General features: G+C 67.9%; 26 protein-coding genes. 19 read left to right on the top strand and 7 right to left on the bottom strand.

Features of this window, described 5'->3' with window-relative positions; all coding sequences use genetic code 11:
- The first annotated feature begins 309 nt into the window (after window positions 1–309).
- Window positions 310–1,221 (top strand): hypothetical protein, encoded by a 912-nt coding sequence (locus ACZ5VC_RS30980; protein ID WP_469123292.1) that lies wholly within the window; start codon window positions 310–312, stop codon window positions 1,219–1,221.
- 184 nt (window positions 1,222–1,405) lie between these two features.
- On the opposite strand, the gene ACZ5VC_RS30975 is transcribed toward ACZ5VC_RS30980, so the two are convergent.
- Window positions 1,406–2,083 (bottom strand): NUDIX hydrolase, encoded by a 678-nt coding sequence (locus tag ACZ5VC_RS30975; RefSeq protein WP_469123291.1) that lies wholly within the window; start codon window positions 2,081–2,083, stop codon window positions 1,406–1,408.
- Window positions 2,084–2,485: 402 nt separating this feature from the next.
- Here ACZ5VC_RS30975 and ACZ5VC_RS30970 point away from each other — a divergent pair, with 402 nt between their 5' ends.
- Window positions 2,486–2,785, top strand: a complete 300-nt coding sequence (locus ACZ5VC_RS30970; protein WP_469123290.1) for a hypothetical protein — start codon at window positions 2,486–2,488, stop codon at window positions 2,783–2,785.
- 100 nt (window positions 2,786–2,885) lie between these two features.
- Here the strand turns inward: ACZ5VC_RS30970 and ACZ5VC_RS30965 are convergent, their stop codons facing one another.
- The 3 genes from ACZ5VC_RS30965 to ACZ5VC_RS30955 are packed head-to-tail and all read right to left on the bottom strand — an operon-like array spanning window position 2,886 to window position 8,213.
- Complete coding sequence (locus tag ACZ5VC_RS30965; RefSeq protein WP_469123289.1) at window positions 2,886–5,444, bottom strand: hypothetical protein; 2,559 nt, start codon at window positions 5,442–5,444, stop codon at window positions 2,886–2,888.
- Complete coding sequence (locus ACZ5VC_RS30960) at window positions 5,441–6,853, bottom strand: hypothetical protein (RefSeq protein WP_469123288.1); 1,413 nt, start codon at window positions 6,851–6,853, stop codon at window positions 5,441–5,443. The genes ACZ5VC_RS30965 and ACZ5VC_RS30960 overlap by 4 nt, the downstream gene beginning before the upstream one ends.
- A 13-nt stretch (window positions 6,854–6,866) precedes the next feature.
- Window positions 6,867–8,213: a CHAT domain-containing protein gene (locus tag ACZ5VC_RS30955; protein ID WP_469123287.1), complete on the bottom strand. Its 1,347-nt coding sequence runs from the start codon at window positions 8,211–8,213 to the stop codon at window positions 6,867–6,869.
- A 1,506-nt stretch (window positions 8,214–9,719) separates the two neighbouring features.
- Between ACZ5VC_RS30955 and ACZ5VC_RS30950 the strand changes: the two genes are divergently transcribed.
- From ACZ5VC_RS30950 to ACZ5VC_RS30920, 7 genes are all read left to right on the top strand, one after another.
- Window positions 9,720–10,910, top strand: a complete 1,191-nt coding sequence (locus ACZ5VC_RS30950; protein WP_469123286.1) for a hypothetical protein — start codon at window positions 9,720–9,722, stop codon at window positions 10,908–10,910.
- Window positions 10,911–11,004: 94 nt separating this feature from the next.
- Window positions 11,005–13,455 (top strand): DNA translocase FtsK, encoded by a 2,451-nt coding sequence (locus tag ACZ5VC_RS30945; protein ID WP_469123285.1) that lies wholly within the window; start codon window positions 11,005–11,007, stop codon window positions 13,453–13,455.
- A 2-nt stretch (window positions 13,456–13,457) separates the two neighbouring features.
- A complete protein-coding gene (locus ACZ5VC_RS30940) occupies window positions 13,458–13,634 on the top strand; it encodes a hypothetical protein (protein WP_469123284.1) in 177 nt (58 codons plus the stop codon).
- A 17-nt stretch (window positions 13,635–13,651) separates the two neighbouring features.
- Entirely contained in the window at window positions 13,652–14,296 is a 645-nt protein-coding gene (locus ACZ5VC_RS30935) for a DUF6197 family protein (protein ID WP_469123327.1), read from the top strand.
- Between the two features lie 51 nt (window positions 14,297–14,347).
- Window positions 14,348–14,725 (top strand): HIT family protein, encoded by a 378-nt coding sequence (locus ACZ5VC_RS30930; RefSeq protein ID WP_469123283.1) that lies wholly within the window; start codon window positions 14,348–14,350, stop codon window positions 14,723–14,725.
- Window positions 14,722–15,213: a nucleoside 2-deoxyribosyltransferase domain-containing protein gene (locus ACZ5VC_RS30925; protein ID WP_469123282.1), complete on the top strand. Its 492-nt coding sequence runs from the start codon at window positions 14,722–14,724 to the stop codon at window positions 15,211–15,213. Before ACZ5VC_RS30930 ends, ACZ5VC_RS30925 begins: the two co-directional genes overlap by 4 nt.
- Before the next feature lie 907 nt (window positions 15,214–16,120).
- On the top strand, window positions 16,121–16,963 hold the full coding sequence (locus ACZ5VC_RS30920) for an endonuclease I family protein (RefSeq protein WP_469123281.1): 843 nt from the start codon (window positions 16,121–16,123) through the stop codon (window positions 16,961–16,963).
- A gap of 177 nt (window positions 16,964–17,140) precedes the next feature.
- Here ACZ5VC_RS30920 and ACZ5VC_RS30915 read toward each other — a convergent pair whose 3' ends face one another.
- Window positions 17,141–17,461: a hypothetical protein gene (locus ACZ5VC_RS30915; protein WP_469123280.1), complete on the bottom strand. Its 321-nt coding sequence runs from the start codon at window positions 17,459–17,461 to the stop codon at window positions 17,141–17,143.
- A gap of 26 nt (window positions 17,462–17,487) precedes the next feature.
- On the opposite strand from ACZ5VC_RS30915, the gene ACZ5VC_RS30910 reads away from it, so the two are divergent.
- The gene (locus tag ACZ5VC_RS30910; RefSeq protein ID WP_469123279.1) at window positions 17,488–17,670 is read left to right on the top strand and encodes a hypothetical protein; all 183 of its coding nucleotides are present in this window, start codon (window positions 17,488–17,490) and stop codon (window positions 17,668–17,670) included.
- 87 nt (window positions 17,671–17,757) lie between these two features.
- Entirely contained in the window at window positions 17,758–17,892 is a 135-nt protein-coding gene (locus tag ACZ5VC_RS30905) for a hypothetical protein (RefSeq protein ID WP_469123278.1), read from the top strand.
- A 51-nt stretch (window positions 17,893–17,943) separates the two neighbouring features.
- Here ACZ5VC_RS30905 and ACZ5VC_RS30900 read toward each other — a convergent pair whose 3' ends face one another.
- Window positions 17,944–18,423, bottom strand: a complete 480-nt coding sequence (locus ACZ5VC_RS30900) for a diadenosine tetraphosphate hydrolase (protein WP_469123277.1) — start codon at window positions 18,421–18,423, stop codon at window positions 17,944–17,946.
- 382 nt (window positions 18,424–18,805) lie between these two features.
- On the opposite strand from ACZ5VC_RS30900, the gene ACZ5VC_RS30895 reads away from it, so the two are divergent.
- The 3 genes from ACZ5VC_RS30895 to ACZ5VC_RS30885 all read left to right on the top strand — a co-directional run bounded on the left by ACZ5VC_RS30895 (window position 18,806) and on the right by ACZ5VC_RS30885 (window position 21,193).
- Window positions 18,806–19,387, top strand: a complete 582-nt coding sequence (locus ACZ5VC_RS30895; protein ID WP_469123276.1) for an SMI1/KNR4 family protein — start codon at window positions 18,806–18,808, stop codon at window positions 19,385–19,387.
- Between the two features lie 104 nt (window positions 19,388–19,491).
- Window positions 19,492–19,638, top strand: coding sequence for a PIN domain-containing protein (locus tag ACZ5VC_RS30890; RefSeq protein WP_469123275.1), 147 nt, complete (start codon window positions 19,492–19,494; stop codon window positions 19,636–19,638).
- A gap of 304 nt (window positions 19,639–19,942) precedes the next feature.
- Window positions 19,943–21,193 carry an MFS transporter gene (locus tag ACZ5VC_RS30885; RefSeq protein ID WP_469123274.1) on the top strand — a complete coding sequence of 417 codons (1,251 nt, stop codon included), beginning with the start codon at window positions 19,943–19,945 and terminating at the stop codon, window positions 21,191–21,193.
- 30 nt (window positions 21,194–21,223) lie between these two features.
- Here the strand turns inward: ACZ5VC_RS30885 and ACZ5VC_RS30880 are convergent, their stop codons facing one another.
- Window positions 21,224–21,865 carry a tyrosine-type recombinase/integrase gene (locus ACZ5VC_RS30880; RefSeq protein ID WP_469123273.1) on the bottom strand — a complete coding sequence of 214 codons (642 nt, stop codon included), beginning with the start codon at window positions 21,863–21,865 and terminating at the stop codon, window positions 21,224–21,226.
- Here ACZ5VC_RS30880 and ACZ5VC_RS30875 point away from each other — a divergent pair.
- From ACZ5VC_RS30875 to ACZ5VC_RS30855, 5 genes are all read left to right on the top strand, one after another.
- A complete protein-coding gene (locus ACZ5VC_RS30875; RefSeq protein ID WP_469123272.1) occupies window positions 21,831–22,736 on the top strand; it encodes an asparagine synthase-related protein in 906 nt (301 codons plus the stop codon). The genes ACZ5VC_RS30880 and ACZ5VC_RS30875 overlap by 35 nt on opposite strands.
- Before the next feature lie 28 nt (window positions 22,737–22,764).
- Window positions 22,765–23,202 (top strand): NUDIX domain-containing protein, encoded by a 438-nt coding sequence (locus ACZ5VC_RS30870; protein ID WP_469123271.1) that lies wholly within the window; start codon window positions 22,765–22,767, stop codon window positions 23,200–23,202.
- Between the two features lie 73 nt (window positions 23,203–23,275).
- On the top strand, window positions 23,276–24,592 hold the full coding sequence (locus tag ACZ5VC_RS30865) for a UDP-glucose dehydrogenase family protein (RefSeq protein WP_469123270.1): 1,317 nt from the start codon (window positions 23,276–23,278) through the stop codon (window positions 24,590–24,592).
- 422 nt (window positions 24,593–25,014) lie between these two features.
- A complete protein-coding gene (locus ACZ5VC_RS30860; protein ID WP_469123269.1) occupies window positions 25,015–26,238 on the top strand; it encodes a hypothetical protein in 1,224 nt (407 codons plus the stop codon).
- A 123-nt stretch (window positions 26,239–26,361) separates the two neighbouring features.
- A complete protein-coding gene (locus ACZ5VC_RS30855; protein ID WP_469123268.1) occupies window positions 26,362–26,586 on the top strand; it encodes a hypothetical protein in 225 nt (74 codons plus the stop codon).
- Window positions 26,587–26,591: the final 5 nt, after the last annotated feature.

Below are 26,591 nucleotides of genomic sequence, written 5' to 3'. Positions count from 1 at the left end.
GCATGCACCAGCTCGACTGGCTCACCACCCGAGGCCAGACACAAGCCGCCTGGTCCCACCTCGTGACCACCCTGCGCACGGCCCAGGCCCACCTCGATCTGCCCAGCTGGTACAACCCAGCCAGCGCACTTACAGACCTCCTGCAGGTGTACCAGGCGAGCCGCAGCATCCTTGCGCCGCAGCCCTCCGGCCTCACCAGCGTGATCAGCCCGACCATCGAGGCCTCCTTCGCCAGACGGGAGGGACTGCTCCAACACCTGGAGCAAGCCCTCACTGTTCACAGACCACCCCGACGCCGAGGCCTTGCACATGGCCGTGCGTACCCGCCGCTTGCAGGACCACGGCAGACAGCCCCCGGAGGGGATGCCGGGAAAACACCTGCAGGGCCGCCCCGCACTCGCCGCCCTCTTCCACGCTGACACCGCCGGTCTCCGCGACGACATCGACCCCCGTCTCCTCGACCAGCTCGAAGACCGTCTGCAGTACGTCGCCAAGGGCTACACCCCAACCGGCAACACTCGCTTTGACGAACACCTGGAAGCCCTGCTTGGCATCCTCGCCACCAGCCCCGCATGGAGGCCTACCGACAGCCACTACGCCACTGACCTGCTGCAGAACTTCCTGCGATTCCTCTACGACCGCTTCGACCCACAGGCCAACCTCTACGGAGATCGCACCGCCTACCTCGGCCCACCCACCAAGGACAAGAACGGCAAGATGACCCCCTGGGCGGAGAAGCATCTGCAGGACGACTTCCACCAGCACCTGACAGGGATCTGCACCCCAGGGACCGTCCAGCGTGAAATGTGGGACGTCGCAGGAGGGCGCGCCGACGTCATCTACACCCCAGCACCAGGAAGCCGCCTGGTGACAGAAGTGAAATGGCGAGACAAGACCTGGACACGCCAGAAGATCGAACAGGACTACCTCGCACAGGCCGCGGTCTACACCGCCACCGGCCCACCCTTCAGCTTCCTGCTGGTCGGCGACGCCACTGGCAACCCCGGCGGCCACCGCAGCACGAGGACAGCATCTGGGTGGTCTCCCACGCCCGAACCGCCACCGAAATTCCTCGTTTGGTTGTCACCGGGGTCCTACCAACTGCTCGCCCCACCCCTTCCGCGACGTGCGCCCCCCGGGCCACCCAAACGACTTCGCTGTGAGGCTCAAGGCAGGCGGAGGCCTTGGGCGGGCCGCTGCTGCGGCGCTGGCCGGCCGTAACCCCGCGGCGGCGGTCGGCTACATGTCTGGGCCAGATTCCTTGCCTACCTCGGCGGCAGGATCGACTTCCTCGGCGTCCACCCCGACCAAGACGTGGGAAGCGGGGAAGGACCTTGGTGTCAGACACGCTGAAGTGGGTGGGGAACCGGCCGTGGACGTTGCCCGGCTGACGGTGCGTGGAGGTTTACGAAAGCAAGCCAGCGGCGGTGGCGAATGCGTAGGCGGCGAGGGTGTACCCGTCCATGATCTGTCCGTTGAGGATCATCTCCCGCAAGACCTGGGGGCTGACCGCGAGAACCTCGTCGATCCCTTCTTCGGCCGCGTGCTCAGGCGCGACCGCATCAAAGGCTTCAGTTTCGATGTGCGCCAGGTAGATGTCGTCAGTGGCGGCCCGCAGGCCGCTGTCGCCGTTCACTGCGCCGAGCCGCTCAATCTTTTCGGTGCGGCATCCTAGTTCCTCTTCCAGCTCACGGCGGGCGGTGTCTGAGCCGTCGGAGCCCTCTTCCGCGAACCCGCGAGGGATTTCCCAGTGCCAGCTTCGGTCGGCGTGCCGGAAGATGCGGATGAGTACGACTCGGCCGTCGGAAAGCAGGGGGAGTACAGCGGCAGCGGTTCCGTTGCGGGCACCACACACCCGGATGTACGCACCGCGGTGGCCGGATCGGAAGCGTACTGCGTCACGAAGCAGCATGATGAAGCGGTCCTGGTAGATCACTCCAATGTCCGAATGCTCTTCCGGTAGATTTCTGCTCTGGTTCTCGGCGGCGTCCTGATCCGCGACGAACTCCTGATCCGTCTCGTCGAACAGGATTTCGTAGGCGGCCCTCGGTGGGTTGATAAAAAGGTGGGGGCGCTCGGCCATCAGATGATGATAGGCGGCCAGTCGGTCTCGGCGTCGCTGTTCTTTCAACTCGACATCCTTGTTCGGTCCGCGAGTTCTCGACAGTCGTCAGGACAATAGGGCGTAAGCAGTTTCTGGGCGTGTGATCGGAGAGAGAGGCACAGTGCTGGTGGCCGGGGCGATTGGTTTCGGCGCTGTAGTCGGGTGGTGGTTGTTGACTCGAAGATCCTTCGGGCCGATCTTGTTGTTGGCGCAGGTGGTCGTGGTCGGCGCGGGAGCCGGAATCGTCTTCTACGTCGCCGGCTCTGCCGGAGTCGCCCCCGCTGCTGCCGGGCTGGCGCTCGGTGCTGGGTGGCACATGCTCTTCCGATTTCTCGTACGGCGTTCGGTTGCGGTGTCAGCGAACGTATTCGAAGGGGATAGATGACATTCATCGAGTTCGGGGCGATGTTCTTCGGTATGGTTATCGGCTGGTGTACCTATTTCGTGAACCGGTACCGGTCTTCGGTCGCTGTCGCCGATGTGCTGGCCATTGTCGGGGCACTGGGTGGGGGCACCATCTTGATCCTCTTCCCGGCAAAGACCCGATTGTTTGCTGCCTATGGCATCGGTCTGGCGATCGGGTTCTTCGGCTATTTCCTGTTGCTGGTCGTGCTCGTGCTCGTGCTGCAAAGCAAGGCTGGACCATGGAGTGGTTTCTGGACGGCCGGCGCCCGCAGCTGACCGAGAAGCCCGAGCAGATCCCGCCGGACGGTGAACAAAGGCAAAGGTCAATGGTGGATCAGGAGTCCTCCAATGCTTACTGAGGTGGCCCGCGGTGTGGTCACGCTGCTCTCATTCGCAGGTGGGGTGGGGCGTATGCCACGTAGATCAGGCCGAGGGGATTTCGCTGGGAGAGCAAGGCCAGTCGGGCGGCGCGCATGGCCTGGGCGATCGAGGAGCGCTTGTCCATGAAGTGGTAGAGCATGACCTCGGCGAACTCGGCGGCCAGCGACTCGTAGGTGATGATCTCCGTGCCGATCAGCCCCGAGGCGTGGGCATTGTGGATGAAGGCTTCAACGAACCCCATCGCATGACAGGGCCCGACCACGGCGGTACGGCACCCGTTCAGGAAAACCAGCGGACGGCTCTCCGGCCAGTACATTTTGCTAATGATGATCTCCCATGAGATAAATCCCTGACTTCCGATTCGGAGCATTGGATTGTGGTTGATCACATCGCCGTGGCAGAAGAAGTAGAGCAGCGGCGGAACGCGCCTCTTGCACAGCTGCTCCAGCAACGGTGCCCGGTCGGCGAGGATCGTTCCGTTATAACGGTCGCGGACACGTTCCGTGTGCCGACCAGCGAACTCCTGGGCGATTCCGATGACGCAGCTGGGCTGTCCGGTGTAATCGATGTAGTGGCCTCCGTACGCTGGGGAGGGTGGCGCTTGTTCGGATGCGGACGCGATCGATTGGGGAAGTCCGATCTCTTGGCGGTAGCCCCAAAACCCGCTGGGGCACACGACCAAGTCGTCGGGGTATGAAGGGCAGTTGCCCTGGAAGCATGGATGGTCTGCCAGGTCGTTGTCGTCCTTGAGGGCTTTCTTGAATTGTTCGCATAGGCGCATCTCACCATCTCGAGCCCAGTCGAGGGGGTGGTCGTAGATCAGCGCTGCCGGTACGACCATCCCGATGCCGTCCCCGCTGGCGATCTCGATGACGCCAGGTTTGCGCAACCGGTTCGCCAGCTGCCGGATCGGACTCTCGTCATCTGTCCCGGCGAATGCCGCCAGGGCGAACTTCCCTCCAATCGCCGCCCACAACCGGAATCCCTTGCACGCCAGATTGATCAAGTCTTTGGCGTAGTCGTGCGGGCTACCGTCGCTGTACCGGAAAACCAGGCCGTTTCTCTCCTCGTTGATGCATCCCCATGAGGCTTTGCGTAGCGCGCCCCGTGCCTCCTCGATGATGCGCTGGATGTGGCCCTCGCCGAGAACGGTCTGCGTCTTCACTGCCTCCTCTCCCAGGAAGCGGAAGGTGTGTGTGCCGTCACGGTTGTCGTTGACGAAGACCGACAGGGTCAGCGGCTGGACGTCGGCAAGATCCTGGGGGAGCGCGATGGCGGATGTGTAGTCGATCTGCGCCGTGAGGGCGTTTGCCCGGGCCGGGGCGGCCGGCTCGACCTGCATCTCGACCAGCTGGGACTGGAGCAGGGTCTGGCGGTGGTACAGGTGGCAGCGCAGCCGGTATCTGCCGGGTTGTGCGGGGGTCCGGATCGGAAAGAACAGGCGTGAGCGAAATTTGGGGTTGCCGGCGGGTCTGTTGAGGACTTCGATTCGCTCGTCCCGCAGCCTCAGTTGGCCAGTGTCTTGTCCGTTGAGCACCTCGATGTGGCCATCGTAGGTGAACAGCGCCACCGTCAGGTCTCCGGTGGGCAGCTGGACCCCCACCGGGTTGAGAACAATGTTCCCTTCGACCTCTCCCTTGTCGATTTCGAACCAAAACCAGTAGTCGGTGGCGGGCTTGAGGCACCTCTCGCGCTCCAGAGGCGCGCGCGGGCTGTCTTTCTGAGATAGGCCTGTGCTGACAACCCAATGGCGGGGAGCCTCGCGGCCGAGCAGGCCCGGCAGGTCAAGGACTCGCCTGGGCGGCTCGGGTACCGGATGTGCGTCCTCGTGGAGAGGAGGCAAGGGAATCCAGTCCGCTTCCGGTGGTGCTGTATAGCGTTCGGAAAGGCGTGCAATGGTCCGGTGGCAGACCTCAGCCACGGTCGAGTCGTCCAGGGTCGCGGCGGCGTCGTTTGCCGCGGGATGGCTCGGGTGTGATGCCTCCAGCTCGTCCGCTGCTGACGGCCAGGGCGTCCGTACCTGGGCGAGTTCGGTCAGCCGGGTGCCCCAGCGACTGTGGAGGCGGTCGGCAAGGGTCGCAAGCCCCGACCGGCTGTCGTCGTCCAGGTAAGGTGCCACTCTGGCCGCCAGGGCAGTGGCGTACCAGTCGGATTCTGTGTGTGCCGCCTGCTGGATCGCCATGACCGACCGCCACCGCGCTTCGGCAGAGGGGTCGGGTAGAAAGGGAAGCAGGTATGCGACTTCCTGATCGGCCAGCTCCTGAAGAGTGGCGCCGGGTGGTCTGCCGAGGCGACGCAAACCGGCTGCCAGCGAGTCGGGGGCTCTGGGCAGCCCGAGGGGCTGGTCCGGTCTCCGGTCGGCGTACACCTCGTACACGGCGTCGCTGATAGCCGGCCATGCCGTGTGGGGTGCCATCTCTCCAGCGGAGGCCGCCACCTGAACGACCGCCGGCAGATCGGCGACGGCGCAGTGGGCGGCCAGCCAACCCAGCAGCGATGGTTCAGGCGGCTCCGGTCGGTCGGCGGCGAGCAGGAGCTGCAGGCTGTCCGTCATCCTTTATCGCGTCCTTCCCCGGCGGCGACCGAGCGAGCCAGGTCGTCCAGGTATTCGCCCGCGGCGAACGAGCGGTCCAGGTCCTCGTGGGACAGCTCGCCAACGTCCAGGGTCTGCATGCAGTCGACGTCGCCCGACGGTACGGAGACCGTCAACCGTCCACGCTCGATCCCCACCACGTGCGGCAGGGAGGCCTGCAACTGGGCCAGATGGGACTGCCAGGCATCACGCAGTTCCTGGTCGGCGGGCGCGTCGCGGCGGATGAGCCGGTTGAGATCCGTACAGGATCCCTGCCATGCATCGCAGCGTTCATCGTCGGCCACCAGTGCCCAGTACGCCTCGAAGACCGTACGCAGGGGCGCAACCGACAGGTTGGGCACCGCCTCAGCCGCGGCGAACATCCCCGCCATCCGCACGGAGGCTTCCGGTGCCGAGAGCTCGCCTTTGGCCAGCCGGGTGTCGTGGATGAGCGCCATCGCGAGGGCGTTGACGTGCTTGAGTTCGTCCCGGCCGTCCACACGCGGAACTGAGGACATGTACTCGAACTGCGCACACGCCGATTCCGCCACCACGGCGTTGTACAGGGTGTCGACCAGTTCCCGTAGCTGGTCGCCGAGCAGCGGGTCCTGCTCTGCCAGGTCCGCTTCGGGGTGCACCCAGCGTCGGTTCACCATGGCAGCGCCGTCCTTTTCCGCCTTCGTCCGCACCATGGTCTGCAGCTGCAGGGCGGTCTGTTCCGGACAATCACGACCGGCTGCCAGCTCAGCGACTCGCTCCGGGGAGAATGCGAGCAGGTGCGTGACGTATCCCAGGAGCCCCGTCTGCGGCTCGCGGGCTTCCCGGCTGCGGCCGTATTCTCTGGTCTCTTCGAAGTACCCGTTCAGCCTGAGGAGCACGTCGAGGTAACAGGCCAGTTGAGGGTCCTCCCGGACTTCCGCCGGCAAAGGCGGCATCGTGCCGCCTGCGGCGCGTTGATCCAGTGCATCGGCCAGGGCCTGCCGGACCTTAGGCAGTTGGTTGATGGGCTCCCACGCCGAGAGCTTGAAGAACCTCTCCTTGTCCGCCAGGTCGGAGCGGCGTAGCTGATCGGAGCAGGCCGCGAAGAAGGTCGGCTGTCGGAATCGGTGCAGAACCAGGGGGCGTGCCCGGGCCAGCCGAGCTGCTCCGTCGCCTGTCGCGTTCCGCGCCTCCTGTTTGGCTTGCTCCCAGGTCTCCAAGACGACATCGGCCAGATCGAGCATGCCCCGGGAGTCGAAGGCGTAGGTGTGGTTGACGGAAAGTGACCGGCCCAGCAGCAGGCTCACCACGGCCTCGGCCTGCGCCTGGGCCAGATTCGGGTGGTCGTCCCGGTACTCGGTGGTGGCTCGGGTGGAGTCGAACGATTCATGGAACACCAGCGTGTCCGGCACGGGTACCTCCATGTCATGGGAATGTCTGTACGGTTTCGAAGGCCCGAGGGAAGAGGGTTCCGGTGTAGCCGGCCCGTAGATGCAGCAGCGGTACCGCAGGGGCGCCGGGCTGCCCGGTGAGCACGTAGTGCCGCAGCGCTTCAGCGAAGCCGAGGTCCACGGGCACTCCGGCCAGAACCTGTGCGGTCAGCTCCTCAACCAGCGGCTGAACGGTGTGGTTGAACACGGCGGTGCGCATGCCGACCACTGCCTCCACGCCGCGCCGCACGAGCTCCCTGCAGAGGGCCGCGGAACTGCACCCCACCAGCACGACCAGGCGCGCCCCGGTACCGGCGATCTTCTCCGCTGCGTCGGGAACGGAGACCTGCCCGGAAGGGAGCAGCACCTGGTCGGGCCCGGAGTGCGCCCACAGATGCAGGACGTCCGTGGTCCAGAGAGCACGGTCAAGGTCCTCGACCGTGTTCACGATTTCCGGCATGCTGCTGACCAGCCGGACGTTGCTGCGCCGGGTCCGACGGCGCATCCGGTCGTAGGCGACGTCCACCCCTTTCAGCAGGGTGTCGTTCGTGCGCACCACCAGCATCCGTGGCCGGCTCCCGCGGACACCCGTGACGGCTCCGGACACACGGTCGGCACCCCGTTCGACTGTGCGGACCATGGTGACCGCTGGCGTGTCGAACCAACCCAGCGGCGCTGTAGCAGGATGAAGGAGCTCCCATGGATGGTCGACGAGCGGGCCGTCCTCAATCACCCAGTCCAGCCGGACAGACCGGTCGGGATCCGTCCCGCGTGCCCTGTCGATCTCCCGGTCGAGCCCAGCGAACCACAGCTGATCCCCGAGTTGTCCGCCGAGGTGAACAGCGTCCGAAAGCTGGCCCACATCGTTACTGCCAGCACGTACCTGAAGCCTGGCGAGCTCGACGTCCGAAAGCACGGTGCTCCCTCCGCCGGGGAACCGCACCCGGCAGCCGCCCTCCTCCTGGGTGACCCGCAGGTTCACCGTTCCGGCCGATGGCCCGCCCGCCGCCGGGTCGCCCCAGTCATAGCCGGCCACCCGTCCGCGGCCCGCGGCGACCATCCGACCCGAGGCAGCGGCGGCCACAGTGAAGTGCCCAGGGGCCTCGGCGACAACAGGCGCTTTCAAAGTCCCCACCTCGCCGCGCCCCAGCACGACCAATCCGCTGTCGGGGTATGCCGCGATCAGCTTGCCGCTGTCGTCCGCGACAACCGATAGCGCACCAGGACGCAGCCGTGCATATGTCTGTCTTAGTAAGGCCGGACGACAGCACCTGGAAGACGACAGCATCCGCTGCGGATAGTACGAGCGGACCGTCCGGCAGACAAGCCAGCAGCCGGTCACCCGCAGCAGCCTTCCACTCCCACGGAAAGCCGTCGTGACGGATCACCTGCACCGTCCCTTCACGGTCCAGAGCTGCCAGGGAACCGTCCGCGCCGACCGCGATATCCCGAACCGGCGTCTCGAACGTCAACAGAGTGGTATGCCCTCCGTCCTGAACGTCCTCCTGCCACACGACGTGATCAGCCAGCCCGTACACCGGACCGCCCCTCCACGTTGCCACCGCCAGACACTGCCGCTTGGACAGGCGACGGGGCGCCCCGGCTTCTGGGCTCCACCAGTAGGCTCCGCCGTAGCTGGCGACCAGCCACCCCCGACGGTGCCGGACCAACTGAGTCACCGCTCCTGCCGCACGGGGAGGAGTCCACTGCGCTGCAACGCCCCTGCCGTCGTACTCCCGCAGAAGACCGAGCCGGGTGCCCACGGCGCAGCGTTCGCGATCATCCGGTGCCAGGCCGACGGAGGTGATCTCATCGTCGGCCTCGAAGGTGGGATCATCGCTGCCGGACCGGGCCAGATCCCAGTGCACCAACTCCCGCCCGTGGGCGGTCACGAGAAAGTTGTCATCTACGAAAGCCATGGCTGTGACGCGGCTCTCGGTGCCCACCTCATCCGGCTCCGCATCCCGCTCCGGCAGCGCGGTGCGGATCTTCTGGTCCGCACCGGCAGTGGCGAGCCGCCCGCCGGGCGACCAAGCTACGCTGCGCACCCCTGGGTGCCGCCACACCATCCGGCTGGTGCCTTCATCGAGAACACGTACCGCCGTGTCGCCGTCGAGAGCGAAGGCGAGCTGCCCGTCGGCGGCCCAAGCAGCGCAGACAATCTTCCCGCCGAGGTGGTGGGGGGCTTGCCAGTCCCCGAGAGCGGGAACCCTGCAGGCCGCCCGGCCGTCCTCCCAAACCACGCTAACCCGTCCGTGTTCGATCGCCACGGCTGTCACTTTGGCCTGTCGGAGTGCTGGCAGCTCGACCCACTGGCTGCCCGGCTGACACACCCGGACCACGCCGAGCTCGTCTCCGCAGACCACATGACCGCCGCTGGTGACATCAGCTGCAGAGATGCCCGCCGTATGCGGAAGCTTGGGCCAGGGCGCCTTGCTGGTCGGGCCGCGACCAAGGAAGTTTGTGTGCGGGCCGGCGGCGAAGACCCAGCCCCCGTTGACTGCCATGGCCCATACCGCTTTGTCGAGATCGCCGACACGTGTAAGGCCCCCGTCCGGACTCCATGTCTCCACGGTCCCGGATCCGGTCCCTAAACAGATTCCGGTGTGGTTGCCCGCCATTGTGCGAACATCACCGGATGCCCGCCCGTCCAGCCGGGCCCTTCCGTCGCGTGAGCGTGAAGACCACCGCATCCGAAGATGTGGCAAACCCGATGCTGCCAACCAAGCGACGAGCCAGCGCTCGACCGCGGGCATTTTCCACTCGACGGCCATCTCCAAGGCGACCTGCGCGTACCGGACAAACGACGGCTCCCCCTCCTTCACGGCAGAAGACCCCTGGCGCCCCGGTGAAGCCCAATGCGGGAAAGAACGGCTCCGGCCGTACGCCGGGCCAGACCACCGCCCCGGCGGGGAAGGCCGGGCGGCTGTCGAGGATCGCCGCCCGCAAGGCCCACGCCCCGGCGCCCGGCAATGCGCTCAAGGGCTCCCCGAAGACGCTCACCGGCCCCAACGCCCGCAAGCTCGGCCCGCAGAGCAAGGCCGCCCGCGCAAACACCCTGCTGAAGAAGACCCGCCGGCCGAAGACCGCACACCTGAAGCCGAAGGTCATCAAAGCCCCGGCGGGGAAGAAGAGCGCCCGGCACGCCGCGAAGGGCAAGCACAAGCTGGTCACGCAAAAGCCCACCGCGCACATGGACCGCATGCGGCGCCTCACCTACCTCGCCGGCGTCAAGCTCCGCAAGCACACCAGCAAGAAGACCCGCATGCGGATCCGCCGCGTCATCAGCCCCACCCGTACCGCCTTGCGCACCACCGGCCGTGTCATGTCGAAGCCCCTTGCGTACGCCGTCCGGTACGGCACCAAGAGCCTCCTCGCCCTGCACATGCAGCTCGGCACCCTCCGCTACACCCACGCCGGCCCCAACTGGGCCCGTCCCCTCGCCAAGGTCCTCCACGCCCTCACCAGCCCCGCCGCCCGCGCGCTCGCCGCGACCGGCTCTTGGGCCTGGCTGAACAAGTGGATGTACCGCCACACCTCCGCCTCCACCACCCCGACGACACCGCAGACCACCGCCCCGGCCCCCGCCCAGAACGATCCCGCTCAGAACGATCCCGCGCCGACGATCCCGCACCAGCCCGTCAGCACCCCCGCACCCACTACCACTGGAGCAGCACCCATGACCTACGCAGCGCCGCTCGAGCAGGCCGCCGACGCCGTACGGCAGGCCGGCGTCATGCTGCTCACCAGCCCCGCCGAGAACATGGTCGGTTACGAACAGACCCTCCACGCGCTCGCGACCCTTCAGGAAGCGATCGGTGAAGTCGTCCGCCACGCCGGTGAGACCACCCGCGAGAACTTCAAGGTCAACCCGGCTATCGCCGAGGCGTACGACGACACCGCCAGCTACGCCAGCAACCTTGCGCAGCGCCTCACCGAGATCCCCGTTCTGTTCCGGCAGCTCCACGAGGAGCAGATCGAGAACATCGAGAACCCGACCGTTCAGGCCCGCAAGTGGGACATCGCCGCCAATGAGTGACCCCCCTCTCTGGGGCCGCCGACCCGTACGGCATCGGCGGTCCCAGAGCCCCGCGCCCTCAACCCGTACACCCCATCCCGAGGAGACCCGCCCCGTGTTCACCCGCCCCCGCAACCACGAGCCGATTCCCTGGCGGCACGGCACCCTCTCCACGCCGCTGTTCACCAGCGCGTTCGTCTACACAGGCGGGCTGGCACTGGGCGTGGCCGAAGACCTCGGAGGCTCCCTGCCCGTCGGCTGGATGGCGCTGGGCTCCGTCGCCGGGATCTGCGCGGCCGCCGCTTCCCGCTGGATGCGCACCGCCTGGACCGGCGATGGCGACCACAGCTACCCGACCCCCCGCTGGCGCCGCTGGTACCACACCGGCTTCACCGCCACCTGGACCGCCGCCGCCTACACCTGGCTCACCTGGACCGCCCACCACACACCCTGGTCCCTGGCCTCCGCCGCCACGATCAGCATCGCCACCGCCGTCCTCACCCCCGCCTACGCCGCCGACCGCGCCCTGCGCCGCGACATCATCTCCGCCCAGTGGGCCGCCGAAGCCGCCGCCGACGCACCCGCCGAAATGGGCGAGTGGGAGCAGCTGTTCCACGACGCCGGAGCCCGCGGCGTACAGGTCCTCGACCCGTTCACCACCCGCGGCGGCTACGCCCTGCCCCTGCGCCTCACCCAGACCCCTTTCCCCGGCCTGCTGCAGCTCCTGCCGACCATCGAGACCCGCAAGGGCGACCTGCGCTCCGGAGCCCTGGACCTGCGCCCCGGTGACAGCGGCCTCGCCTCGGACGCCGTCCTGTACGTGTCCACCCGTGACGTCATGTCCGAGCCGATCCCGCTGCCCGCCGACTACCACCCGCTGACCATCAATGAGCCACTGACCCTCGGCGACCTGGAATCCGGCGACCCGTTCGAGGTCAAGTTCAGGCAGAACTCCATCTTCATCGCGGGCAAGAAGGGCTCCGGCAAGTCCGTCCTGTTGCACGTCATCATCTCGGTCATCACCCGCTGCACCGACGCCGTCATCTGGATGATCGACATGGCCGAGGGCAACACCGCCAAGCGGTGGCTCCGTCCGTGGGCCGAGGGCTGGAAGGACCGCCACGGCCGGCTCATCGACCGCCCGATCCTCGACTGGGTCGCCATCACCGTCGATGAAGCCGTGCGCCTGTTGTCCGCGTCAGTGGCCGTCGGCGACGGCCGCGCCCGCCGCATGAAGGGCGGAAAGGTCAAGCCCAGCTCCACCACGCCCGCGCTGATCGTCATCACCGATGAGAACCCCGAGCTGATGTCCCGCGTTCCCGAGGCCATCGTCGCCAAGACCCGCGGCATCAAGAAGGGCCGCAAGGCCGCCGTCGACTACATCGACGCCGCCCAGCGCGGCACCGGCCCCAACACCGGCGGCGGCGAAGTGATGTCCCAGTACGACACCGTCATCGGCGGCCGCTTCCCCAAGAAGCAGGAAGGCCAGTTCGTCTTCCCCGACTACTACCAGCGCGTCGACCTCTCCAAGCTCCCCGGCAACGGTGCCTTCTACGTCCTGGACAAGCAGCGCTCCAAGACCGGCAAGGGCCCGGAGAAGACGAAGGTGTACTACGCCTACGACGACGACGAGTACCCCAACGGCACCGAAGCCACCGTCATTGAGGACCTGGCCGGCGAGCGCTGGGACATCCGCCCCGACCTCGACAAGGACGCCCAGCAGGACGCCGAACCCTACGGCTACTCCACCCGCTGGACCGACCCCGCCCGGATCGCATGGCTGCTCGACGCCCTCGGCCTGCCCACCCCCGCCGGCACCACCCGCACCACACCCAGCGCACCGGCCACCAGCAGCAGGCCGGCGGCCGCGACCGGCAGCATGCCTGCGCTGCCGTCCCTCGACTCCTACATCCAGCGCGGCCAGCAGTACGCCGCCGCTAACAACACCGCCGCTGAGCCCGAGATCGACCCGGCCACCCTCAACCGCGTCCTGTCCGAAGCCGAAGCCCTCACCATGCAGGCCGCCGTCGACCTGACCAAACCGAAGAAGGACCGCCGCCACCCCCGCCGCGACCTCTGCATCAACTGGGTCCGCGAAGCAGGCGCCGACGGCATCACCGTCGCCGACGTCCGCGCCCGCCTCGAAACGCTCTACCCCGGCGAAACCCCGCCCTCCGACACCGCCATCCAGAACTGGTACGCCGCCCACGACAACATCACCAAGCCCGGCCGCGGCCTCTACGTCTGGACCGACGGCCCCGACAGCACCACCCCGCCTAGCACCCCGGACACCACGACGCAGAACGGCGGCAGTGCGGCCGGCCTGGTCGACGAGCTCCTCGAGGACGCCGCCGAACTGATCGTCTCCACCCAGTACGGCTCCCCGCAGATGCTCCAGCGCAAGCTCCGCATCGGCTGGGACCGCGTCATGGCCCTCATGACCGCCCTCGAGGAGTTCGGCGTCGTCGCTCCCGCCGACGGCAACGACGACCGCGACGTCCTCATCCGCCACGACGATTTGGACGACGTGCTCGAGCAGATCCGCCGCCGCAGCACAGGGGAGTAACAGTGCCCCGCACCGCCCCGGTCGTCGACAGACCGTACGGCCCGCACGCAGTGACCGCCCGTCTCCCCGACGGGCGGCTCCTCATCGCCCGCATCGACCCCACCATCCCCGAGCAACACAGCCCCCTGCAGCGCGCACTCCGCACCGCCGACACCACCCTCACCACCAGGGACCGCTAGATGGAGACCCCGCACCGATACCGACCGCCGCCCTCCTCACCCCCGACACCCTCGACCTCGAGGCCGCCCGCCTCTACGACACCGCCGCCTGGCAGCAGATCGTCACCCACTGGGCCACGACCGCCCCCGAACCCACACCGCGCACAGGGACCGAAAGGACCGAACCTTCCAGGTCTGGCCACGAAGCGGAGGACTGGCGCAGCCTGCTATCCATCCCCATCGACCAGCTCATCACCACAGCCCTGAAAGCCGTACCGGCGGCGCCTCCGACTGCACGGCCGCTACCCGGCCGCTTCGGAGCAGTCCTCCCCGACCGCCTCCACGCCTGGCGCCGCATCGGACAGACCGATCTCCGCCCCTCCACACACCTCGCCTACGCCCGCCAGGTCCTCGCCGAGTGGGGATGGCAGAACACCCGCTACAAGCTCCGCAACGCCGCCGGCGCCCGCTGCCTCTGCGGCGCCCTGCTCACGGCCCACCGCCTCGGCTACGGCTCCGAAGACACCATGAACCGCGCCGCAGCCTGGCTCATCACCGAACTCCGGTCCACAGGCTGGACCGGAGTGATCGGACCGTGGAACCGGGCCCCCGGCCGCACCGCCGACCACGCCCTGGCCCTCATCGACGCGACCACCCGCCGCGCCTCCCACGCCGGCCAGTAGCACTGCGGCGACCGCCATCGCCACCGTTGACCAGACCAAGGAGCCCTGATCATGAAGAGTTGTGTGTTCTGCGCCATCGTCACCGGGAAGGCCCGGGCCGTCATCGTCCGGGAATGGCCCGATGCGCTCGCGGTCCGGCCTCGCAGCGGCGGGGTCAACGAGGGCCATGTCCTGGTCCTGCCGCGTGTTCACGTGGAGGACGCCGGCGCCGACCCGGACGTGACTGCCACGGTCATGCGCCACGCTGCCGAGCTGATGGCCGAGCACCATGCCGCGAACCTCATCACAAGCAAGGGCGCCGAGGCCACGCAGTCCGTCTACCACGTGCGCGTTCACGTAGTTCCTCGTCAGGCGGGTGACGGCTTACCCCTGCCCTGGACACCGCAGCACGCAGCCCGCGTCGCCGCGCAGAACGGAGCCGCCTCATGAGTGCCGTCAACGTGGTCATGGCCCGCGAAACTCTCCCAGCCGACGGCCCGTCGGTCTTCCTCGCCGGACCCACTCCCGACAAGAGCGCACCCGTTCTGTCATGGCGGCCCGCCGCCATCGAGGCGCTGGCCGCGCAGTGGACCGGCAACCAGCAGTTGACCGCCCTGAGCCCCGAGTCACGGCACGGTGAGCGCGCCGACCGCTACGAGGACCAAGTCGACTGGGAGACCGAGGCCCGCGCGGCGGCCTCCGCGATCCTCTTCTGGATTCCCCGCGACCTGCGCACCCTCCCTGGCATGACCACCAACGTCGAATTCGGCCTGGACGTGGCAACCGGCAGGGCTGTACTCGGCTGCCCGCCTGACTGCCCCAACCCCGAGCGCAACCGCTACCTGATCTATGTCGCCCGCCGTCACGGCGTTCCGGTATGCACCACGCTGCACGACACGGTGGCCGCAGCGCTCACCCTCATCACCGCAGCGGGATAGCAGCCGGGACAAACTCCGGACCGTACGCCACGCCCTACCTGCACGGCCCAGTCAGAAGCCCCGGTGTCCCCCGCCCCCTTCCGACCGGGCCGTGCCACCCCGCGAACCCAGCCGCGGACCGCCCCCTACCAGCGCACCACCACGCTGGCGAGCGTCTCGGAGGTAGCCGTGGAACCGGACCTCAAAAGCCGCATACGGCCGACTCGAAGACGCCATCCGAGAACCAACCAGCTCATCGTCATCGCCGGCCAGACCGCCCCCGACTGGAAGCCGAGCAGGTTGAGGACGGGGAGGACGATGACAACCGCGGCCGAACTCGAGCGCGACGCCCACCAGCGACAGCTCCTGACGAGGTATCGATCTCTTCCCGTCGTTGAGCGGCGCCGGATCGCCCGGGCCTCCCCAGAGCTACGCCTTCGGCTCGCCCACGAGGAGCGCCAGATGGCCATGGACCGCTCACCCGGAGCCCTGGCCGCAGTGCTGACACGCGGCCGGGAGATGAAGGCTCGCCACCTGGGCCAGGCCAGCCCGTCGGCTGTGTACACGGCCGCGCGGTCGCCCGCCGCTCGCCGAACCGTGCACACCCGACGGTCGCTGGGCAGCACACTCCGCCTCGCACTGTCCGGTCTGACGACGTCGCCCGCAGCCTGCCGTGGTCCACGTCCCAGGCGCGGCGGGGCGAGCCAGCTGCTTGGGGCCCCCGCGTCGCGACGTGCTCTTCACCGTGTCGGCACAGGACGGGCGCGCGGTGTCCACTCGCTCCTGATCGGATGCTGGCAGGCTTCATCCCCCGAACTACCCGCTGACATCCGCTTGTTGGGCACCCCCTTTGGTCATCTGACCGTCGGTTGAAGCCGTAGAGATTCTGCGGTGTGCCCGCCGAGAAGGAGAGGACACCCCCCACATCATGTCCGCTCACCGTAAGCGCAGTCCTTGGCGCCGTCCCGTCCTGGCTGCCGCTGCGGCCACCGCGCTCGTCGTTCCGGCCGCAGCCTTCGCCACCGCCAGTACCCCGCCCGCCGCACGCGAGGCCGGCCACGCCGGTGCCGCGGTGGCGATGCCGCTGGACGACGACTACTACCAGGCCGCTGCCGGCAAGACCGGCGGCGAGCTCAAGACCGCCCTGCACGCGATCATCAGCGAGCAGACGAAGCTCTCCTACGACGACGTGTGGGAAGCTCTGAAGACCACCGACGAGGACCCCGACACCCCCGCGAACGTCATCCTCCTGTACAGCGGCCGCTCCCAGGCCAAGGACGCCCACGGGGATGGTGCGGACGACTGGAACCGGGAACACGTGTGGGCCAAGAGTCACGGCGACTTCGGCACGCGCCCCGGACCGGGTACCGACATTCACCACCTGCGGCCCGAAGACTCCTCCGTCAATTCCACCCGCGGCAACCTCGACTTCGACAACGGCGGCGACCCGGTCGACCAAGCGCCCGACAGCCGCTCCGACAGCGACTCCTTCGAACCCCGCGACGCCGTCAAGGGCGACGTCGCCCGCATGATCCTCTACATGGCCGTCCGCTACGACGGGTCCGACGGCTTCCCCGACCTCGAAGCCAATGACCAGGTCGGCAACGGTAGCGCCCCGGCGATGGGACGGCTGTCGGTGTTGAAGCAGTGGCACGACGCCGACCCGCCGGATGCGTTCGAGAAGACCCGCAACGACAAGATCTACGGCATACAGAAGAACCGGAACCCGTTCATAGACCACCCCGAATGGGTCGCCGAGCTCTGGAAGTAGCGCACCGCGCCTCTCCGGCGGTGTCCGCCCTGCGAGGGCCCCGGTATTCCGACGGAATACCGGGGCCGAGGACGGTCCGGTCGTACTGCCCCAGAGCGCTCTGGGCACCGGGCCTGACCCGCGCACCCATGCCGGCGCGGACTGATCTCAACCCTAGTCCGCGCCCCTGGCCGCGGTTTACTGCACTGCCACCCGGCCCGGGTGCTGCCGAACGCCAAGGCGACGCCCCGAGCCGACCCGAGAGATTGCCGCCCAGTCAGACAGACTTGCTGAAGGTGATGTCGAGCGGGTGCAGCGGTCCGGCTGGCTCACGCGGCCTTGGCCCCGCTTCTGCCGCTCAAGCTCGGCGCACGCCTGCTGCTCTGCAGCCCGCTGCTCCTGGAAGGCGTCGGTACTGCTGGGTTCGGCGGCGAACGCGGCGCCGCTGCGGGCCATCGACTCTTTGAAGCCGTCCAGTAACCACTGCTCGACGGCGGTATCGCGGGCCTGCTCAGGCACCGGTGTACCGGCGTCAGTCCTCTCAAGTGGCCCAGGCCCGTCGCGACGGCCACTTCCACGCCAAGCGCAAGGCCAAGACCCGGATCAGGCGCGCGGTGCGCACCCCGATCCGCAAGGCGAAGAAGAAGGCCCTCAACCTCGCCTTCACCCCCGTTTCCGCCGTCCTGCGCGCCCTGCTCGTTCTGACGAACCTCGAAGCCGACCGCTGACAGACGATCTACTCCACAGACTCCCGCCCACAACCAGCGTGAGCACCCTGAGTACCGGTCACACCAGCCCTTTGACATGCGTTCAAGTTGGCGGAGGTTCACTGCGATCAGCCTGTCAGGATCGTCGCCCTGCTCGCCGCCCAGGAAGCCGCCCGCCCCACGATCACCAACCGCGTCACCGACATCGTCCCCGCTCAGACGCCTCCAGTGAGCATCGGCTGACCGTCACCGATCACCGGGCCCGCCGACCTGACGGTCGGCGGGCCCACAACGTCAGGTCATCGAGCGCAGCCGGTCCAGTTCGCTGCCGATCGCATCTCGCAGCACGTCATGCTGCGGACCGAGACTGAACTGCTCGTCGCTCCACCGGTCACGTGGATAGAGCCACACCGGAGCACCCACCACATCGGCCGGCTCCCACTCGAACCGCGGCCAGACATGCGCATGCAGGAACGGGTCTGTATTTCCCAGGATCTCCAGATTGACCCGCCGGAAAGTCGGGTCCAGCCGCCGGCAGGCACACTCGACGGCTTCGCCGAGCTGGTCCATGTCGGACAGGAACGACAGCCGCTTTGCCTTCGGCAGGTCCGACAGCCGCTGCACATCCGGTTCATCCACGAGGAGAACCGAGTAGCCCGGCAGGAACTGAACATCCCCGATCACCGCGAACCCCGACGTCAACCGTCGCATCACGGTCGGGTTTTCACCCCTCAGCGCAGTCCCGATCCGATCCCTCCGCCAGTCACCAGTCATGGCCAAAACCTACATTCCGGTGATCAAGGACCGCTCCTCGTTCCCCACCCTCCTCACACAGTTCAAAGACCAAGCAGTGAGGCGAGGAGCGACCCCGGCCGTTTTTCAAGGCTGTGGCGGATATTTCGTGACGGTCACCATGCCATCCGATACAGGGGCGGCCGCCGCGTAGGGTCACGGCATGTCTGACAGGTTCGATGTAGCTGAGGCACTGGCTGGTGGGTGCCCGGCGCGGGCGGATGCATGGGCATTCGTCCGAGGCTTTGCTGCTGCCTGGTCCGCCCCGGTGTCGCTGGCTGATGGGTTCACATCGGCTGATGTGCAGCGAGCTGAGGACCGTCTTGGGTTGCGTCTCCCAGTCGCTCTCAGGGAGGCGTATGCGTTGTTCGGTCGACGGCGTGACCTGGTTGCGCAGCAGAATCCGTGGCTGGAGCCGGACGAGCTGCTGCTCGATCCTTCCGGTGAACTGTTGGTGTTCCGCAGCGAGAACCAGGGCTGCGCCGGGTGGGGTGTGGCCCTGGCCGATCTTTCCCGTGAGGATCCACCGGTCGCCCTGTTCGGTGATCGCCTGCCCGGTTCCAGCCGACTTGACTTCCTCGACCGCTTGTCGCTGGCCTGTGTGGAAACCGTCCTGAGCGAAGCCGCCGCGGCCGGTGGGACTGAGGGCCGCACCTGTCAGGCAACGCCCGAGGTTGTTGCCTGTCTGGAGGAGCAGTTCGCTCGGGTGGCTTTGCCGCCGTATCCAGCGTGGTTCGAGCCCATGGGGCCGCCCGTTCGCTGGTTCTCTTCCGCTGGTTTGCTGCTCTGCCTGGAGCCCGGCTTGGAGGGGATGGACCTCGTTGTCACCGGTATGACGGCGGCTGATGTCCAACGTGCAGTCGAAGCCATTCCCGGTCCCTGGCCGCCCGCAGGCCCTCCGGTAACTGAGGTGGTTGACGATCGCGAGTGGGTTCTGCCGTTCTGACTCTCACGGCGGCTGGGTGAGGACGAGCGCGCGCAGGCAAGCACGCGGCATCCCTGCGGTTCGCGGAGAACGTTCCGTTCACCGCGGCGCACGCGGTGGACGCCATGGACTGGAGAAGCGTGGACTGGTCGGTGGCTCATGCGGCTGCAATCGCCTGGAACGCGGTGAAAGCGGGGGAGCCGCTCACGGTCCTGTCGCTGGAGCCCGAGCTGTACGCGGGCACGGGCATCACTGCGCTGAATCCGACCTGACTACCTCCAGTGGGTTGCAGACGCCTTGGCATGGCCGACCCGTCCTGCCCGCCATAGGCTGGACATCTGCCCAGGGGGGCCGCTCATGGAGGCGCCCATGCCCCGTCCGATCTGGAATGGCGCTATCTCGTTTCTTGGTCTGGCCACTTCTCTGAACTAACTGAATAGCCTCCGAGTGAGGGATCAACGTTCGCACTTCGCTTCCGGCGGGGTGCTTCTTCGTTTTCGGGGGAGGGGGGAGGAGGAGGGCACGCGATCTTCGTACGACTGCGGCGGGTTCTGCGGCGCTGTTAGCCTGCGGTCCATGATCAAGGCGGGGTTGGCAGGTCGAATAGGCCGGATGGCGGGGGACAGTGGGCCGGAGCGCGTGCTGGTCGCCGCCAGTTTCGTCAACCGGGTCGGCAATGGTCTGTTCAACGCGGCGTCGGCGCTCTATTTCACTTTGGTCGTGGGCCTGCCTGCGGTGCAGGTCGGCGCCGCGCTCACCATCGCCGGAGTGATCGGCTTGTGCGCGGGGATACCTGGGGGTCATCTCGCTGACCGGCGCGGCGCACGCGTGATCATGATGCTGGCCCTCGCGGTCCAGGCGGTATCGATGGCGGCCCTCGTCCTCGTCGAGAACTGGGCCGCACTCACGATCATCGCGACGGTCGACCAGATCGCCGCGGCGGTCGGAGGGGCGGCGTGGGGGGCCCTGGTGGCCCGGGTCGGGGGTGAGCGACCGGCCATGTTCCGGGCGAAGCTGCGCACCTTCGTCAACCTGGGGGTCGTCCTGGGAACAGTGGGTGCCGGGCTGGCGCTGGCCGCGGACACCCGCGGAGCCTATGTCACGCTGATTCTCGGCAACGCGGCGAGCTTCGCCGTGTGCGCGGTGCTTCTGCTTCTGCTGCCCCGCTATCCGGTGCTGGCAGCGCCGCCGCGGCAGCGGCGCTGGCTCGTCTTCGCGGACCGTCCGTTCCTGACGTTCACCGCCCTCTACGGGGCCATGGGACTGCAGTACCCGGTGGTCTCCCTGCTCCTGCCGATCTGGATCTCTGAGCACACCGAAGCGCCGCGTTGGACGGTGGCCGCGCTGTTCGCCGTCAACTCTCTCTTCTGTGTGCTGATGCAGACCAGGATCGGCTCCCGTATCGAGACCCCGTACGACGGCGGCCGGGCGTTTCGCACTGCGGGGCTGCTCTTCCTCGTCAGCTGTCCGATGATGGCGCTGGCGGCGTACGCCCCTGTCTGGGCCGCGGCAGGGCTGGTCCTGGCGGCGATCTTCGTCCATAGCCTGGGAGAGGTCTGGGAGTCCTCGGCGTGCTTCGCCCTTGGTTTCGGTCTTGCCCCCGGCCATGCTCAGGGCCAGTACCAAGGTGTCCTCGGCCTCGGCTTCAACGCGGGCCAGGCTCTTGCCCCTGCGATCCTCACCACGGTGGTGCTAGGCCTCGGCACGGCGGGCTGGCTGCTGCTGGCGTTGTTCTTCGCAATGCTGGGTGCTGCTGGCCCATCTCTTGCCCGCTGGGGTATGCGGACCCGGCCGCAGCCGGGCGTTGGTGCGGAAGCGACGAGATGACCAGGGAGTAGGTGCCTGCTCGGTGCCTGATCACTCCTGCAGTGCGGATCGTGGCGTCGGCAGCCCCAGCAGTACGGGGCCGCTGGACGCTGCCGCGTCGATCTGGCCGATCTTGGATTCGGCCCCCGCGAGGCTGATGCGGAGTCCCTCGATCTCGCCGAGCCAGCCTTCCCGGTCGGCTTCCGCAATCCGGTCGGTCAGGTTGTCGCGGATCTCCACCAGCCGGCCGCGCTGGGCAGGGTCGGGGCGTAGGAGCGCGCAGCGGACGCAGGCGTGCTCGTGGATGCAGGCGGTGCCGTAGGCGCGGGCGCAGGTGCCGACGGAGAGCTTGCGGCGTTCGAAATGGCCAAGGAAGTCCTCCCACTCGGCGTCAGTCGGCGTCCGGTACTCCTCGGCCGGGCGCAGGGTGCGGCGGAGGGCGATGAAAGACCGGTGGGCCTCAATGGTCTCGGTGGGGTAGACGGCGTTGTATCCCATGGTGGTGTTGATGTTGGCGTGGCCGGCGATGACCTGCGCGATGTGGGGCGGCAGGCCGGTGCGGATGGCGTCTGTGATGAACATCCGGCGGAAGTCCTGCGGGGTGAAGGTCAGGGGATGGCCGGCCGCGTCGGTGAGCCGCAGGAAGGCGACGGTCTCCTTGAGCTCCGCGGCCGCCGTGGTCGCCCGGGACATCAAGGCGGAGCTGGTGGTGGTTGAGCCCGACCAGGTCGACTTCACCACCGCCTTGCCGCACATGATGCGGGCCCTGGACTACCCGATGGGGAACGCGTCCACGTTCTCCGAGCACATGGCCTACCGGAAGATCTCCGATCTTGGTCTGCGGGTCGTGGTCGGCGGTCTCGGCCCGGATGAGTTCCTGATGGGCTACGTCCGCCAGGCCCTGGTCCTCTTCGGCCCCGACGCCGTGCTGAACGCCGGCCTGGACGCTTACCGGCCGCTGGCCGCCAAGCTCCTGCATGCCGCCGGCGAACCTCTGGACCCGGCGGAGGCGGTCACCCGGCTGATCCTCCGCGGGCCCGACCCCGACGGCCGCCTCCGCGACCTGGTGGCCGACGCGATGGCGCGCGCGGGTGGAGACCTCGCGCGCGGCCTGACGCTGGCGGACCTGGCGACGGCCTGGAGGCCGCTGGTGATGACCAGCGACAAGCTCGCTTCTGCCTACGCGCTCGAACGCCGGTCGCCCTACCTGGCCCGCGACCTGGTCGAGCTGCCCTACCGTCTGCCGGTCGAGCACAAGATCACCGATCCGGCCCAGGGCAAGCGGATCCTGCGGGACGCCGCCAAGGCCCTCGGCCTGCCTCGCGAGGTTTGGGGGAGCCGGGACAAGCTCGGGTTCGCCTCCCCGGTCCCGTTTTGGCTCAACGACAACCTCGCGGCCTGGGCCGACACCCAGATCCGCATGGCCCTCACCGACGCTCCGCCCGCATTCCGGCCCCTGCTCGAGGGGGGTTTGAAGCCCGGCGGCCGCTTCGACCGTACCCGCATGCAGGCTCTCATGGCAGCTGCTTGGTTTTCGGAACAGACCGTGAGGGCTGCCGCATGATCCCCAACTCCGTTACTACGGTGAGGGGATGCACTCCGAGACACCCGCCACCGAGGAGCTGGCCGCCGCCCGCGGAGCCGTCGCGATCATCACCAACCGCCGCGGCGAACTCCTCCTCCACCTCCGCGATGACCTCCCTGCCATCGCTTGGCCCGCCCACTGGAGCCTGTTGGGAGGCGGCTGCGACCCCGGCGAGCTCCCGGCCACCGCGATCGTCCGCGAGCTCGACGAAGAAGCCGGCCTGGCCGCGGACTCGCTGACCGAGCTGTTCGAGACCCGCGACGAACACGGCTCCGGGCAGATCATCACCTTCTTCGCCGCCAGCTGGGACGGCGACGAGACTCGCCTCCCCCTCTCCGAGGGCGTCAAGCTCCAGTTCTTCGCCCCCGAGCACCTCGACATCCTCACGATCCCGCCATACATCCGTGCCGGGATCCACCGCCATCTGGCCGCCCGGCCCTCCTGACCACCGCGCCCTTCCGGGCGGGGCAAGGGTGGGGGCCGCCCACGGCGGCCCCACCCGAAGGGACACCCCGAGCATGAAGATGACCGTCATTGGATGCGGCTACCTCGGCGCCACCCACGCCGCTTGCATGGCCGAACTCGGCCACGAGGTCCTGGGCATGGACTGTGACATCGACAAGGTCCACACCCTCAACTCCGGCAAGGCCCCGTTCTACGAACGCGACCTCGACGGCCTCCTCGCCAAGCACACCGCGACCGGCCGGCTCCGCTTTACCGCCTCCTACGGCGAGGCCGCCGACTTCGCTGACCTGCACTTCATCGGCGTCGGTACCCCGAACCAGCCCGGCAGCGACGCCTACGACCTCACCCACCTCTTCGACGCCGTCCGCCGCCTGGCCCCCGGACTGATGACCCCGGCCGTCGTCGCGGTCAAGTCCACCGTCCCCGTCGGCACGGCACCCCGCGTCGCCGAGATCCTGCGGGAGCACGCGCCCGCCGGGGACCTCGTCGAGGTCGCCTGGAACCCGGAGTTTCTCCGCGAGTCCTTCGCGGTCGACGACACCCTCCGCCCGGACCGCCTCGTCCTCGGCTTCAACACAACCCACTCCTGGGCCGAGGCCCTGCTGCGACAGGCGTTCGAGAAGATTATCGAGTCGGGGACGCCGACGATCGTCACGGACTGGCCCACCGCCGAGCTCGCCAAGGGAGCCGCGAACTCCTTCCTCGGCACCAAGATCTCCTTCATCAACGCGATGGCCGAGGTCTGCGAAGCCTCCGGCGCCAACGTCGCCGAGCTCGCCGACATCCTCGGCCACGACCACCGCATCGGCCGCCACGGCATGCGGCCCGGCCTCGGCTTCGGCGGCGGCTGCCTGCCCAAGGACCTCGCTGGCTTCATCAACCGCGCCGACGACCTCGACGCTGGGCAGGCCGTCGGTATCCTCCGCGAGGCCGCCGCCGTCAACGCCCGCCGCCGCCAGCGCGTCATCGACCTGGCCCGCGAGGACCTTGGAGGTGACCTGCGGGGCAAGCGGATCACCGTCTGGGGCGCCGCCTTCAAGCCCGAGACCGACGACATCCGCGACTCGCCCGCCCTCGCTGTCGCCCAGGCCCTGCATGACCTTGGCGCCACCGTGACGGTCACCGACCCCAAGGCCCTGGACAACGCCCGCAAGCTCCACCCCGAACTCGACTACGTCGAGGACCCCATCGCCGCCGTCGACGACGCGGACCTGCTGCTGCACCTGACCGAGTGGCACCACTTCACCACCATCGACCCCAAGCGCCTCGCCACCCGCACCACCACACCCAAGGTCATCGACGCCCGCGGCACCCTCGACGCCGACCAGTGGCGCGAGGCCGGCTGGACGACCCGGCACCTCGGCCGCTGAAGCCCAGGGGCCGACAGGGGCACGTTTCCGGGAAACCTCGAACGCCGCCGGGGGCCACAGTCTGATGACGGTGACCCCCGGCGGCGTTGGCTCGCAGGTTAGCCGTGGGGCGGGAAGCAGGTCGCCCAGGAGGCCCCGCATCCGGCGCTCGATCTCGTTTCGGACGGACGGCCTCGACGCCCTGCCCGGCCGGGTCGTCGAGCTTCCGGTCCAGATACGTCTTCCCTGGGACGACTGGGCAAGCGTCCCCACAACCCATGGTGATCACAACGTCGCCGCCTGCTGCACCGCTGGGGAAGAAGCGATCAACCCCACACCGCCGTCGGCGAGGCGAAGGTAACCGCGGGCTGCGGCTGCCAGAGCTGAAGGAGCCGGATGCCAGGCCGGGGCCGTTTGTCACTGCCGCCCCTCACACTGGGCCCATGAACCCGGGCAACAGGCTCTTCAGCAACGGCGATCTCGCCGAAACCCTGAACCACCAGCTCGGCAAGATCGCCAGCGCGGTCGCCGGATGGAACGAGAACGAACTGCTGACGCTTCCGCAGGCTGACGTCTACGAGGCACTCAGGGAACGGTTCATCGTCGAGCCCATCGTCCTCGACCGGGATGGCATCACCGCCGAACCGATCGAGGACAGCTTCATGACCACCCGCCACTTCGGCGAGGCCGTCAACGTCAAGGTGACGACCGTGACCCTGGTCGTTCCCATCACCGGTGACCAGGAACTCCTGGGGCTTCGGCCCGACCACTTCACGCTCAGTCCGCCCACGGCCACGGTTAGGAGCGGCGAGCTCAGGATCCACTGGAGCGGACCGGTCAATCCCGCCCCGAGCGTCGTCCGGCAGGGTGTCGACAAACAGCTCGACGACATCCAGCAATGGCTGGACTGGAGCACAAGGCAGGTCCACGCATACAACGAGGCAGCAGGCCAGCGGATCGTCAGCGAAGTCCAGGCCCGCAAGGAGCGAGCCCTGGCCAACCGCAACCTCCAGGCATCCCTGGGCTTCCCCATGCGGAAGCGCTCCGACGCAGACACCTACGCGGCCCCAATCACCCGAAAGCGGATCGTTCCTCGACGAACCACCCCCGTCGCTCAGCCGTTCCGGCCGGAGCCGGCCCTCGACGAGATGCAATACGAAGCCGCACTCGAAGTGCTCTGGCACCAGCGGAACCAGCTCGAACGCGCCCCCACCACGGTCGCGAAGATGGGGGAGGAGCAGATCCGAGACCTGCTCCTTGTCCAGCTGAACAGCCACTTCGAGGGACAGGCCGCCGGCGAGGTCTTCAACAACGTCGGCAAGACAGACATCCTCATCCGCGTCGAGGACCGGCACATCTTCATCGGCGAGTGCAAGATCTGGCGCGGCCCCAAGACCATCACCGAGACACTCGACCAGTTGCTGAGCTACCTGACCTGGCGCGACACCAAAGCAGCCCTGGTCCTCTTCATTCGCTCCGGAGTGCCCAGCGACGCAATCACCAAGGCCATCGCCAAGTTCCGCGAGCACCCCAGCTACAAGCGGGAAGGGCGGCAGGTTCCCGGCGAACGGCACGACTTCGTCTTCACCGCCACCAGCGACCCCAACCAAGAGATCAAGCTGGCCTTCCTCCCCTTCCACCTTCCCAAGCCCCGCAGCAACAGCTAACGAACCCGGACACCCCAGTGGCTACCGTCCGGAGTCAGTGGCAGGTCGAATACACGGGTTACGACGCCTCCGAGTGCGGCACAGAAGTAGCAGCGCAACACGCACAGACTTGACAGGGAAGCCATGTGCCCGTTCTCCGGCGACTGCGCCTCCCGCGACCGCCACGAAGAGCGGCTGCGCGCCCACCCGCACGTCGCCGCCGACGTGCTGCGCATGGAGTACGTCTCGATGGCGCTCAACGAGCAGATGTCCCTGTACGGGCCCGCCGGATCGCTCTACTTGGCACCAGGTGATCCGGGTGGCCTGTTCTCGCTCCGCGACCCGGGCGATGCGGGAGTGGGCCCGTAAGAAGG

It is taken from the genome of Streptomyces sp. NPDC033174, from assembly GCF_055577795.1.
Note: the sequence above shows the minus strand (reverse complement) of the source record. Positions and strands in the feature narration are given on the sequence as shown.

Excerpts from the sequence above, each read along its gene's own strand:
- ACZ5VC_RS30930 (WP_469123283.1), top strand. The coding sequence starts at position 14,348 with ATGAAGAGTTGTGTGTTCTGCGCCATCGTCACCGGGAAGGCCCGGGCC.
- ACZ5VC_RS30925 (WP_469123282.1), top strand. The coding sequence starts at position 14,722 with ATGAGTGCCGTCAACGTGGTCATGGCCCGCGAAACTCTCCCAGCCGAC.
- ACZ5VC_RS30865 (WP_469123270.1), top strand. The coding sequence starts at position 23,276 with ATGAAGATGACCGTCATTGGATGCGGCTACCTCGGCGCCACCCACGCC.
- ACZ5VC_RS30920 (WP_469123281.1), top strand. The coding sequence starts at position 16,121 with ATGTCCGCTCACCGTAAGCGCAGTCCTTGGCGCCGTCCCGTCCTGGCT.
- ACZ5VC_RS30980 (WP_469123292.1), top strand. The coding sequence starts at position 310 with ATGGCCGTGCGTACCCGCCGCTTGCAGGACCACGGCAGACAGCCCCCG.
- ACZ5VC_RS30965 (WP_469123289.1), bottom strand. The coding sequence starts at position 5,444 with ATGACGGACAGCCTGCAGCTCCTGCTCGCCGCCGACCGACCGGAGCCG.
- ACZ5VC_RS30885 (WP_469123274.1), top strand. The coding sequence starts at position 19,943 with ATGATCAAGGCGGGGTTGGCAGGTCGAATAGGCCGGATGGCGGGGGAC.
- ACZ5VC_RS30975 (WP_469123291.1), bottom strand. The coding sequence starts at position 2,083 with ATGGCCGAGCGCCCCCACCTTTTTATCAACCCACCGAGGGCCGCCTAC.
- ACZ5VC_RS30890 (WP_469123275.1), top strand. The coding sequence starts at position 19,492 with ATGGACTGGAGAAGCGTGGACTGGTCGGTGGCTCATGCGGCTGCAATC.
- ACZ5VC_RS30860 (WP_469123269.1), top strand. The coding sequence starts at position 25,015 with ATGAACCCGGGCAACAGGCTCTTCAGCAACGGCGATCTCGCCGAAACC.
- ACZ5VC_RS30880 (WP_469123273.1), bottom strand. The coding sequence starts at position 21,865 with ATGTCCCGGGCGACCACGGCGGCCGCGGAGCTCAAGGAGACCGTCGCC.
- ACZ5VC_RS30970 (WP_469123290.1), top strand. The coding sequence starts at position 2,486 with ATGACATTCATCGAGTTCGGGGCGATGTTCTTCGGTATGGTTATCGGC.
- ACZ5VC_RS30855 (WP_469123268.1), top strand. The coding sequence starts at position 26,362 with ATGTGCCCGTTCTCCGGCGACTGCGCCTCCCGCGACCGCCACGAAGAG.
- ACZ5VC_RS30900 (WP_469123277.1), bottom strand. The coding sequence starts at position 18,423 with ATGACTGGTGACTGGCGGAGGGATCGGATCGGGACTGCGCTGAGGGGT.
- ACZ5VC_RS30870 (WP_469123271.1), top strand. The coding sequence starts at position 22,765 with ATGCACTCCGAGACACCCGCCACCGAGGAGCTGGCCGCCGCCCGCGGA.